We start from the raw sequence: 10,879 nt of genomic DNA on the forward strand, positions 1-10,879 counted from the left end.
GACGCTGACTGTGGGCGATGGTCGCGCCGAGGCGTCCTCGTGGGGCGCTCGGTCCCCCGTGCCTGCCGAGAAGTCTGAAACGCCTCGGCAGGCCCTCTGCTTTCGACACGAGCGTTCAAGCGGTGGCCGCCAGCCGCACGACCGCGTACTCCCGGCCCGCCTTGGCCTGGTACTTGTCGTAGCGGGGCTGGGCTGCGGCGATGTGGTCCCAGGCCGTCGCCCGCTCGGCGCCGTCGAGTACCCGAGGCGTCACGGCGACCGGGTCGCGGTCGGGCAGCTGGACGGTCGCCTGATCGGGATGGCCCATCAGGTTGAGGAACCAGTCGGGGTGCCCGTCCTTGCCGCCCGAGGCGACCAGCAGCCAGGAGTCGTCCTCGCCGGGGAACCAGCTGATCGGGGTATCGCGCGGCTGGCCACTGCGGCGGCCGACCGTGTGCAGGATCAGCACGTCCATTCCCATGAAGGTGCCCTTGCCGCGCCGGATCTTGCGGTTCATGCGCGCGTTCATCCGGTGCTGCATCCACCGGGAGAACCCGCCGTGGGAATTACTCTTGCTCGCTTGCTGATTCGCGGACATGGTCACTGTTCCTTTCGAGGAGGGGGCGCCTCAGCCCCAGGCGCCGGCGATCTGACGGGTGGTGGCATTGAGCCGGTTGAACATGTTGGTGACGCCGATCATCAGCACGATCGAGGCGAGCTGCTTCTCGTCGAAGTAGCTGGCGGCGCTGTCCCAGATCTCGTCGGTGACCGCGTCGGGACGGTCGGCCAGCCGGGTAGCGGCCTCGGCGAGTTCGAGGGCGGCGCGCTCCTCCTCGGAGAAGAAGGGGGTCTCGCGCCAGGCGACCACGGTGGCGAGGCGGTCTTCGCTGACGCCCGCTTTGCGTGCGGTGGTGGTGCCGCCGTGCACGCAGGCGCTGCACCCGTTGATCTGGCTGACCCGCAGGTGCACCAGCTCCAGGATCTCGCTGTCCACGCCACCGGTCTCCACGGCCTTGAGTACCTGCTGGATGGGGCCCATCGCGTCGGTGAGGACCATGGCGGGGTTCTTCATCCGAGACTGCATGTCGTTCTCCTTGTTCGGTGTTTCTCCGCTGCTTGCGGTGTGACCCAATAACAGCCCGTCCGGCGCTGGAACAGAATGGCTGTGGGACACTGTGGGACAGCTGAAAACGGCCCTGACCACCGGCTTGTCCGTCGTGAGATTTCTGGTTCAGGCCGGGACAACGGGAGTGGAATACGGTGGTTGTGCAACAGCAGACGGCACGGGCGTACCCGCAGGACGAGCTCGCTTCGCGCCTGCGCCTGATCCAGGAACTGTCCGGTCGTGGCGTGCGCGCCCTGGCCCGCGACACCGGCCTGAGCTCGTCCTCGCTCTCGCGCTATCTCAGCGGCCAGACGGTCCCGCCGTGGCCGGCGGTCATCGAGCTGTGCCGCCTGGTCAAACGTGACCCGCGCCCGCTGCGTCCCCTCTGGGAGCGCGCCAACAACCCTCTGCCTGCCCCGCCGAAGACCAGCCGCCAGCCGGCCCCGCCGAGCCCGCCGGCCGACGCCCCACCGCCGCCCCGCAACGACCTGCCCCGCGACGTGCCCGACTTCACCGGCCGCGAGCAGGCACTGGCCGAGGTGATCGCCGCCGTGCGTGCCGATCGCGTGGTCGCCATCGACGGCATGGCAGGCGTCGGGAAGACCTCACTGGCCGTGCACGCCGCGCATCAGCTCACCGCCGAATACCCAGATGCCCAGCTGTACCTGGACCTCCACGGCTTCACCGACGGACGTCAGCCGCTCGACCCCGACGCCGCCCTCCGTGCGCTGCTGGCCGCGTTGCAGGTCCCTTCGGAAAGGGTGCCGCAGGACGGGGGCGTCGAATTGCGCGCCGCCTGTTGGCGTTCGGAGCTGGCGCGGTTGCGCGCTGTCGTCGTGCTCGACAATGTCGCCGACGCCGCGCAGGTCAGCCTCCTGTTGCCGGGTGCGGGCGAGTCGGTCGCCATCATCACCAGCCGCAACCGGTTGCTCGAGCTCGACGAGGTCCCGCCGGTGACCCTCGACGTACTCACTCCCGAAGAGAGCGCCGAACTGCTGGTGCGGGCCAGCGGTGACGCACGCGCCGGACGGCTCGCCAAGGAACCCGAGCAGGCCGCCGAAGTGCTGCGCCTGTGCGGCAATCTCCCGCTGGCGTTGCGCCTCGCGGCCGCTCGTCTGCGTCATCGCCCGGGTTGGTCGATCGGCATTCTCGTGGAGCGGATGTCCGAGGGGGCAAGCGAATTCGACACCGCCTTCGGCATGTCGGTTCGTCAGCTGAACCGGGACCAGCGCCGCCTGTTCCGGCTGCTCGGCCTGATCCCCGGCTCCACGTTCACCGATTACGTCGCCGCCGCCGTGGCCGACGTCTCGCTGCGCAGCGCCCGCGCCATGCTCGAGGATCTCCTCGACGCGCACCTCGTCCAGCAACCGGCTGACGGCCGCTACCGCCTCCACGACCTGGTCCGCCAGCATGCCCGCACCGCCACCTTCGAACACGACACCCCCGCCGACCGTGAACGCGCACTACACCGCATCCTCGACTACTACGTGCACACCGCGGCCGCCGCCGACGGCGCCATGCCGTTCCTGTCGCCGACCCGCCCGGTCTCGGCCGGCGCACCGCCCGCCGATCTGCCGCGGTTCCCCGGCCGCGACGCCGCGTTCTTCTGGTTCGTCTCCGAGTACACCAACTTGATGGCCGTGTTCTACGCCGCCGTCGAAGTCGGCGCCGATACCCACGTCTGCGAATTGCCGCGCTTCATGCGCGCGTTCTTCGCCCGCCGGTGCGGCACCACACATCTCAACGCGCTCTTCGAGCAATCCCTCACCGCCGCACAGAATCTCGGCGACCCACGCCAACTCGCCGAAGCTCACAGTGACCTGGGTTTCGCCCGATACAACGCAGGGCGGATGACCGAAGCGGCCGCCGCCTACGCCGCGGCCGCACCCCTGGTGGCCGCAGTGGGTGACCCGCTACCCCGGGCCGAACTGACGATGCGCTGCGCCCAATTGCGCTGGGACGAAGGCAGTATCGAAGAACCACTGGAACTGTTCCGCCAAGCCCGCGACCTCTACACCACCGGCGGCTGTCCGACGAGCGCCGCCGACGCCATCGCCAGCGAAGCCTGGGCCCTGCTCCAATTGGGTCATCGCGAACAAGCCGTCCAACTCGCCCGCGAAGCCCTCGCGATCCCCGCGGTCAACCCCTCGCTGCAGGCCCAGATCACTCTCGGCGTAGCGATCGCGGCAGACGAACCCGCGCAAGCTCTGGACCACCTCGACCAGGCCCTGGCCCTCGCTCGTGAGGACGGCCACAAACACAACGAAGCCTGGTGCCTGAACTGCCGGGGCGTCGCCCTGCGTGAAATGGGTCGCTACGACGAAGCCCTCGCCGGTCACCGAGAGGCCTTCGCCCTCTTGGACGCCCTTTTCGAGGATCACTGGAAGATCCACTTCCTCAACGGCTACGCCGAAACCTGCCGCCTCGCAGGACTTCCCGAGCAAGCCCTCGACCTCTACCGCGAAACCCTGGCCCTGGCACCGAGACTGGGACACCGCTTCGAGGAGGCGACAGCCCACCAGGGCATTGCCGACGTTCTCGACGCGACGGACCCGGCTGCCGCCACCGAACACCGTACGGCGGCCGAGTCCCTGTTCGCCGAGATCACCCCATCGACTTCGCTCCGTCCAGCGATTCACGAATGATGTCGGCGTGCCCGGAGTGCTGGGCGGTCTCGGTCATGATGTGCATCAGCGTGCGGCGCGCGGTCCAGCGTCCGCCGGGCTCGAACCACGGGGCCTCCGGCAGGGGCTGACTCACGTTCAGATCCGGGAGGGTGCGCACGAGCTCGTCGGTGCGTGCGGCCACCTGCTCGTACTCGGCCAGGACGCCCTCGAGCGTGTCGCCCGGCAGCATCCGGAAGATCTCGCCCCACTGCGCGATCTGTTCCTCGGTCATCGAGGAGAAGTCGGGGGCTTCCGCGGGCCCGTTGAGGATGAAGCCCGCCCAATTCGCTTCCACCGCGGCCACATGCTTGATCAGTCCGCCCAGACACAGCTCGCTGACGGTCGTGCGCAGACCCGCCTGCTCGTCGGTGAGGTCGCGGACAGTGAAGCGCAGGAAGTGCCGGTGCTTGGCGAGCATCTCGAGGATGTCGGTGCGCTCGGTGTCGATCTGGGTGCTCGTGGTCATGTCCGGATCCTTTGCTTGTCGGTGTTGTGAAACCCAAGGTAGAACCCATTGCGGCCAGTTTCTGACCGCAATTGCGAGATACTCGGAATATGGCCGATACGAGCGCACGCACCCTCCGACTGCTGTCGCTGCTGCAGACCCACCGGTCCTGGTCCGGCACGGAACTGTCCGAACGCCTGCGTGTTTCGGCCCGCACCCTGCGCCGCGACATCGACCGCCTTCGCGAACTCGGCTATCCCGTCGATGCCCGCCCCGGCGTCGACGGCGGCTATCAGCTGGCCGCGGGCGCGGCCATGCCACCCCTGGTCCTCGACGACGACGAAGCCGTCGCCATCACCGTCTGCCTGCAAGCCGGTTCCCAGGGTGCGGGCGACGGCCTGGCCGAACCGTCCATCCGCGCACTCGGCAAATTGGTGACCGTCCTGCCCACCCGCCTACGCCGTCGCGTCGACGCCTTACGCGCCATGACCGAATCCACCGCCTGGACCGCCGTCCCCCTTTCCGACGTGGACCCCGCCGTCCTCACCGATCTGGCCCTCACCTGCCGTCGCGAAGAACGCCTGACCTTCACCTACACCGCCGCGGACGGCCGCACCAGTACCAGGGAAGTGGAACCCCACCGTCTCGTCTCCCTGGGCCGGCGCTGGTACCTCGTCGCTTACGACCTCACCCGCCACGACTGGCGCACCTTCCGGGTCGACCGCCTCACCGGCTCCGCGAGCACCGGCGCCCGCTTCCGCCCCCGCACCCTTCCGGCCCCGGACGCCGCCACCTTCGTCCACAACGCCATCGGCGCCCGCCGTTCCGGCTATATCGTCACCGCCGAAATAGCAGCCCCGGCCACCGACGTCCACGCCCGAGTGGGCCGCTGGTGCACCATCACCGCCCTCCCCGACAACCGCACCCACATAGAAATGACCGTCGACAGCCTCGACTGGCCGATGCTGGTGCTCGGCAAGGTAGAAGCGAATTTCCGCGTCCTCGGCCCACCGGAACTGGTCGAGCAGTTACACGAATGGGGAACCCGCTTCACTTGCTCAACGTAGCGGGTTACCCGGTCGGTAGCCGCCCTGCGGTGGCTGGTTCGGCTGTTGCCAATGTCCTTGTGGTGCACCGTAACCACCTGCGGGAGGCATTCCGGGTCTGGGCATCGGGTAGGGCTGCATCGTCGGCGCGCCGGGGGCCCAACCTGCCGGGCGCCGATCAGCGCCGCCTCGACACCACCGTTTCGTTGACGGCAGCACGGCCAGGACAACAGTGATCACCGGAAACACCATCATGAGCAGCGAAACCGCCCAGGGAATGTCGACGTCGGCCCCGAGTATCGAGTCGATGCTGGAATTCCCGAGTATCGCTTCCAGCTGCCGACTCAACGGAAACCGGTAATCCATGAGCTGGATGACCGTCGACAGAGCTCCGAGCGCATACGTGCCGATCACGCCGAGACAGCCCAGAACCACGAGCACGCGCCCCGGGTTGCGCTTGCGGAAGATCAGGATGGCCCCGGAGACCAGCATGATCGAGGCGACCAGGTCGATCACCAACAGCACCGCCGTCACGATCGACGCCCATCCCGGCACGAGCCCCCACGCGAGCCACCGCGCGTCGAAGCGCAGCGTGTTCACCACGTACATGACGACCCCGCCGAACGCCGCGAACCCACCGAGCAACGCCAGGATCGCCGCGGTCACCGCCGTTCCTCCGGTGGTTGGGCGCTGGGCGGGAGCGGGATACATACGGGTCCTCCTGGAAATCAACGGTCGATGTCCGAGGTACCCACTTTGTCGGACTCGCACGCGGATGTCGCGTCACCCGTTGCGATAGCGCCCCTTCTGCCGCCGCTGATAGAACAGCAGATCCACCTCCACCGGCTCGACCAGTGCGGTGATCTCGGCCAACCGCGAGTCGTACCTGAGCTCGGTGATGCACCGGTGCAGATAGGCCCGCCGCTCCGGCCCCAACTGCGCCCAGATCGACCCGAACCGCGACTGCCCCCGCTCCCCGGAAACCGCCACCAGATCGAGTAACGCAGGCCAGCAACCGGTTTCGGTCGCCCGCGCGGGCAACTCCGCCACCGCGGACTCCGAGAGCAAAGCCAGCGCGTACCCCACAGCGCTCCTGACATCGTCATCCATCCGCGACATCAACGTGAACAACCCACGCCAACTCTCCGCATCGCCGCGCCCATCCATCGGCGCGACCAGATCCACCCCGACATCCGGATCGCTGAACACCGGATTGCCGACCAGCGTCCACAGCCCCAGCGGCGTGAGATACCCAGCCAGCGTGAGGAATTCGGGAACCGCCCCGAGCGCGAGCGCGTTGCGCACCAACCGCGCGACATCACCGGGCCGCGCATTCCCGAACAGAATGTCACCGACTCGGCGGATCACATCGGGCGCGCACCGGGAAAACACCGACAGCGCAGCATGCTGCAGGTCGGGAGAACCCGCCAACACCGTCTGCGTCATCCGCGGCACCCGCCGATGCGGCCCATCCAGCAGTTGGCGAACCACCGCACTGAGCACGTCGACGTCGTAGGAGAACGCAGCCGAGAAGATCAGCCCCGCGTCATCGCGCACCCCCGCCTCGACCGCGGCGATCAATTCCGGTGTCGCACAGGACAAGAACGGACCGGCTGTCACATAGTCCTGCCGCCGCAGCAACTCGTTCACGATGTCGACGATCGGCCCCGGCGCCATCTGATCGGCCAGCTGCTCGATGGCCCGTGGATCGAGATAGGGCGCACAATCCGCCGCGTACCCCGCCTCGAGCATCGTCAACGTCTCCGCCGCCTTGCCCGGATGATCCAACCCCACCGACCCCGCCGCCCGCCCCGTCATCATCGGCGGAACCAGCTTCTGCACCAGCGGAATCGAGATCGTCAACGGAATGAACGGCACCAGCGCGCTGATCCGCCGAAACGTGTCCGTGTGCTGATCGAACAACACCCCCGAGATCTGCTGATGCAACGCATGCAGCCGATCGGCCCCCAGATACCGCAGGTGATCCAACCGCTGCGGATGAACATGCAATGTCCGAGCCAGCAGAATCAACTGCGCCCGCGTCGTCAGGTCCGTCATCTGCCGCCGAACATGATCTTCTTCGTCACCCGGCGCAACGGCCGCGGCAACGCGGAGACCATCGAATCGATGGACTTGTCCAACGCGGCCGCCTCGAACGTACTCGCGGCCCTCATCAACTCGAACAGATCCCGAGCCTCATCCGCCGGCAACTGCTCCAGCGCGGGCAATGTCTCCGGCAAGCCACCTTCACGGTCACTTCTGACAGTCATGCGGCTCCTGGGTAACGCGATCCTCTACTCCGAGGGTCCCCCTTCCCGCCGCCACGCGCCAGAACTTCGCCGAATCACTGTGCATGGCAACGAAAACCCCAGCCCAGGTACATGTGAACGGACGTACCACTATTTGGTAACGCGCGACTGCCCGTCCCGCTGGGAGTGGGAGAGCGGAGGGAGTGCAGGGGTACCCCGGTACCGCGAGGTACGGATGCACCCGTGACGCGAGGTCCGCCGGTCGGTCGTCGCCACGGTCGTTTGGTGATGCACGCCCGCCGGGCATTACTCGGCAAGGGCCGGGACTGGGTTGCTGCACAGAGTCAGGAACACCCAGGGAAGCCCTGGTATCCACGCCACCAACCACGGTGGAGCCGTCCGAGTCCGCCTTTACCGGCCGACCCTGTGTCATCGGAATAGATGCATCGGCCCCTCTGACGGGCGACGACTGCGCGGGTAAGGCGCATCACCCGCACAACTCGCCCGGGCGCACAGCGGCAAGGGGGGAGGTTGGCGGAGATGCCAGAATCATCGGTAGGCTTCCTGCCTACGGCGGTGAGTCTGCTGGTACCAGATTCTCGCCCAGGGCCTCGGCGGTGTTCGTAGCACCACCGGGGCCTGACTTGTGCGGCGACCGTACCATAGCCGTCGGCTATCCAAGAAACGTCGTCAAATCCTCAGACCACCGATCCTGGTCTGACACAGCCCTTTTCCATCCTTGGGGTGGAGGTCAGGGCGCACCCCAGCCTGTCAGTACGGCCTGAGTGAACCCACCCTTCGGCGTCAGGTTGGCCATGAGCTCCTCGGGGGAGGCGGACCGTACGGGCACCCAATCGGTCACGGCGTCAAGTATGCCGAGTTCGAGCGGGCGGCCCAGTGAGGGCGTGGCGCAACTTATTGTGCGGAAGTCGCTCATGCGCCGTGTGATCGTCGAGCCGGGGCATTGACCTGCCTGGCGGATGGTCGGGGGTTGTGATCGGTGAGTGTGACGTGACTGCCGTCATGATCGAGAACCGGATGGGGGGCCTATTTGACTAGTCATGAGCAAGGAGTCAACCGTTGATGTGCTGCTGGAGGGCACTATCGACCGGTTAATCTTTCTGTACAGCAACCGAATTCGTGTACGGTTGCACTGGCACGGTCGGGAGGGATCTGCTCGCGTATTTCGTGCGATCGAGAAGCTTGTGGAGGGGTAGCAAGGTGCGGGAAATCAGTAGATTGCGATCGCTTGAGTTGTGTGCAGGCGCAGGTGGTTCTGCGCTGGGGCTCGAGCAGGCGGGGTTCGACCCGGTCGTTCTTGTTGAGGACCGTGAAATTGCGTGCCAGACTCTGAGCCTGAACAGGCCCAATTGGGACGTCAGAGATCAGGATCTGCTCAAGTTCGAACCCGGGGTTGACCTTCGAGTTGATGTCGACTTGCTATCGGCTGGTTTGCCACGAGTCAAGTCGTCTGCGACGGCGTCGCGAGGGCGAAGCAACTCGATCGAGTTCGAACTGTTGAAGAAGACCGTTCAGCTGGTCGTAGAACTCCAGCCCAGAGCCGTGCTCATCGAGAATGTAGCGATCCTCGCGGAGGGCACGAAGTATCTCGCGATTCGTGAAAGCATCAATGAGGACCTCAAATTTGCTGGTTATGAATATGCTTGGCTCGTTGTCAACGCGATGAATTTCGGCGTTCCGCAGGATCGCGCGTCCGGAATACTCATTGCGTTCCGGGACGGCGGTGTCGCGAGATTCCATAGCGAGTTGCGGCCTGTCGGACCGTCACCACATCTGACTGTAGGTACTGCCCTCAGGCAGTCGATGGGCAGTGGCGGTTGGGTGCACGCGGACGCGTGGGCTGCCTATGCCAATGAGGTAGCACCAACGATCGTCGGCGGGTCATATGACCGCGGCGGCCCCGACCTAGGACTGACTGGCTCGAAGGCGATCTGGGCACAGCGGTTCGCCGTCAACGGATCATCGGTGGGAAATGAGTACCCGGGCCCAGGCTTTGCCTGGGATCCATCGGGCCCCGCGAGTTCTATGGTGAAGCTCACGCTGGACCAGGTTGCCATCTTGCAGGGTTTTCCATCGAACTGGATGTTCGCTGGGAAGAAGACCAACCAGTACAGGCAGCTTGGAAACGCAACACCGCCACCCCTGGCGAGAGCTCTGGGAGTGGCAGTTCGAGCGACCCTCAACGGTTGATCGCGGTGTCCATGTGTTCGCCCGCCGGCTAAGATCTCGATTCATGCACCCTGATGTCGACGAACAGCTACCTATCCCGTCAGCGGACGTCGTCGATCTGTTCGCTGGCCCCGGGGGGCTCGATGTCGCTGCGCGTTGGTTGGGGCTGGATGTCTACGGGTTCGAGTGGGATAGGAACGCCTGCGAGACGCGAGCATCGGCTGGTTTGAATTCCGTACCTCACGATGTACGGGATTTCGGACCGGCTGATGTGCCCGGAGCGTGGATCCTGGCCGGTGGGCCGCCCTGCCAGACGTTCACGGTCGCCGGTTCCGGTGCGGGGCGCAGGGCGTTGGACGAGGTGCTGTCCTTTGTTGGGCGCATGGGTGACGGCGAAGATGTGGCAGACGAGGTCTCCCAGCTCGACGATGTGCGAACAGGCCTGGTCCTGGAGCCGCTTCGCTGGGCTCTGGAAGCGCATAAGGCCAAGAATCCCTATAAATTCATCGTGCTGGAGCAAGTACAAGCCGTCTTACCTGTCTGGCAGGCAATGGCCCAAGTTCTGGAACGCAAGGATTTTGGCTACCGGGCCGTTTGCGGGGTTCTGCACACTGAGGAGTACGGGGTGCCACAGACGCGACGCCGGGCGATCCTCATCGCAAGCCTTGGCGAGGCACGGGAATTGCCCGAACCCACGCATCACCGATACCGCAAGGGTGTTGGCCGAGCTGAAGGCGGCCCGAAGCGTCTGCCGTGGGAGTCGATGGGGGATGCACTTGGCCGCAGCGGCCCCTTCAAGGTTATTTCGAACTACGGGACTGGCGGCGACCCGAAGCTTCGAGGCACTCGTCGGTTCGATCAACCTTCAGCGACTGTCACGGGCAAGGTGTCGCGCAACAGGGTTGTCGATCTCGACGACAACCCGTTGTGCCGTCTGACGTTGCAGGAGGCTGGTCGGCTACAAACCTTCCCGGCGGATTACCCGTGGTCGGGCAAGGATGTTGCCCAGCAAATCGGTAACGCGGTGCCGCCGGTTCTGGCATTGCACGTGCTCGCGGCCGCGCTCGGCTTCAAGGTGAGCCACGAAGACGCCAGAAAGGTGGTCGATCGCCCCTGGCTCGACACCCGAGACTCGGCGCCGATCGACCATCTGCAGCGAATGGATCGCCTGTTCAGCTGATGGTGTAGCGAACTGCCGT

The 10,879-nt window shown here is 65.9% G+C and carries 10 protein-coding genes; 4 read left to right on the top strand and 6 right to left on the bottom strand.

Translation table 11 applies throughout. The annotated features are described in order from the left end of the window. Positions 1-115: 115 nt before the first annotated feature. Positions 116-577: a nitroreductase family deazaflavin-dependent oxidoreductase gene (locus ACWDXS_RS11210; protein ID WP_378992076.1), complete on the bottom strand. Its 462-nt coding sequence runs from the start codon at positions 575-577 to the stop codon at positions 116-118. A 30-nt stretch (positions 578-607) separates the two neighbouring features. Beyond that, entirely contained in the window at positions 608-1,063 is a 456-nt protein-coding gene (locus ACWDXS_RS11215) for a carboxymuconolactone decarboxylase family protein (protein ID WP_378992078.1), read from the bottom strand. 176 nt (positions 1,064-1,239) lie between these two features. Here ACWDXS_RS11215 and ACWDXS_RS11220 point away from each other — a divergent pair, with 176 nt between their 5' ends. Then, on the top strand, positions 1,240-3,729 hold the full coding sequence (locus ACWDXS_RS11220) for a tetratricopeptide repeat protein (protein WP_449964520.1): 2,490 nt from the start codon (positions 1,240-1,242) through the stop codon (positions 3,727-3,729). On the opposite strand, the gene ACWDXS_RS11225 is transcribed toward ACWDXS_RS11220, so the two are convergent. After that, positions 3,689-4,216, bottom strand: coding sequence for a DinB family protein (locus ACWDXS_RS11225; RefSeq protein ID WP_449964523.1), 528 nt, complete (start codon positions 4,214-4,216; stop codon positions 3,689-3,691). The two genes, ACWDXS_RS11220 and ACWDXS_RS11225, sit on opposite strands and share 41 nt — an antisense overlap. 89 nt (positions 4,217-4,305) lie before the next feature. Here ACWDXS_RS11225 and ACWDXS_RS11230 point away from each other — a divergent pair, with 89 nt between their 5' ends. After that, entirely contained in the window at positions 4,306-5,262 is a 957-nt protein-coding gene (locus tag ACWDXS_RS11230) for a helix-turn-helix transcriptional regulator (RefSeq protein ID WP_449964526.1), read from the top strand. Here the strand turns inward: ACWDXS_RS11230 and ACWDXS_RS11235 are convergent. From ACWDXS_RS11235 to ACWDXS_RS11245, 3 genes are all read right to left on the bottom strand, one after another. Continuing rightward, positions 5,254-5,907, bottom strand: coding sequence for a hypothetical protein (locus ACWDXS_RS11235; protein WP_449964529.1), 654 nt, complete (start codon positions 5,905-5,907; stop codon positions 5,254-5,256). The genes ACWDXS_RS11230 and ACWDXS_RS11235 overlap by 9 nt on opposite strands. 117 nt (positions 5,908-6,024) lie before the next feature. Beyond that, a complete protein-coding gene (locus tag ACWDXS_RS11240) occupies positions 6,025-7,299 on the bottom strand; it encodes a hypothetical protein (protein ID WP_449964533.1) in 1,275 nt (424 codons plus the stop codon). Then, complete coding sequence (locus tag ACWDXS_RS11245; RefSeq protein ID WP_056812051.1) at positions 7,296-7,511, bottom strand: hypothetical protein; 216 nt, start codon at positions 7,509-7,511, stop codon at positions 7,296-7,298. Before ACWDXS_RS11245 ends, ACWDXS_RS11240 begins: the two co-directional genes overlap by 4 nt. Before the next feature lie 1,200 nt (positions 7,512-8,711). On the opposite strand from ACWDXS_RS11245, the gene ACWDXS_RS11250 reads away from it, so the two are divergent. Together ACWDXS_RS11250 and ACWDXS_RS11255 are read left to right on the top strand one after the other, a co-directional pair. Next, on the top strand, positions 8,712-9,701 hold the full coding sequence (locus ACWDXS_RS11250; RefSeq protein ID WP_449964537.1) for a DNA cytosine methyltransferase: 990 nt from the start codon (positions 8,712-8,714) through the stop codon (positions 9,699-9,701). Between the two features lie 43 nt (positions 9,702-9,744). Further along, positions 9,745-10,860, top strand: coding sequence for a DNA cytosine methyltransferase (locus ACWDXS_RS11255; RefSeq protein ID WP_449964541.1), 1,116 nt, complete (start codon positions 9,745-9,747; stop codon positions 10,858-10,860). The last annotated feature ends 19 nt before the right edge of the window (positions 10,861-10,879 follow it).

The sequence above is a fragment of the Nocardia sp. NPDC003183 genome, from assembly GCF_053590715.1.

Coding starts and splice junctions, on each gene's coding strand:
- ACWDXS_RS11210 (WP_378992076.1), bottom strand. CDS start 577: ATGTCCGCGAATCAGCAAGCGAGCAAGAGTAATTCCCACGGCGGGTTC.
- ACWDXS_RS11215 (WP_378992078.1), bottom strand. CDS start 1,063: ATGCAGTCTCGGATGAAGAACCCCGCCATGGTCCTCACCGACGCGATG.
- ACWDXS_RS11225 (WP_449964523.1), bottom strand. CDS start 4,216: ATGACCACGAGCACCCAGATCGACACCGAGCGCACCGACATCCTCGAG.
- ACWDXS_RS11230 (WP_449964526.1), top strand. CDS start 4,306: ATGGCCGATACGAGCGCACGCACCCTCCGACTGCTGTCGCTGCTGCAG.
- ACWDXS_RS11240 (WP_449964533.1), bottom strand. CDS start 7,299: ATGACGGACCTGACGACGCGGGCGCAGTTGATTCTGCTGGCTCGGACA.
- ACWDXS_RS11245 (WP_056812051.1), bottom strand. CDS start 7,511: ATGACTGTCAGAAGTGACCGTGAAGGTGGCTTGCCGGAGACATTGCCC.
- ACWDXS_RS11255 (WP_449964541.1), top strand. CDS start 9,745: ATGCACCCTGATGTCGACGAACAGCTACCTATCCCGTCAGCGGACGTC.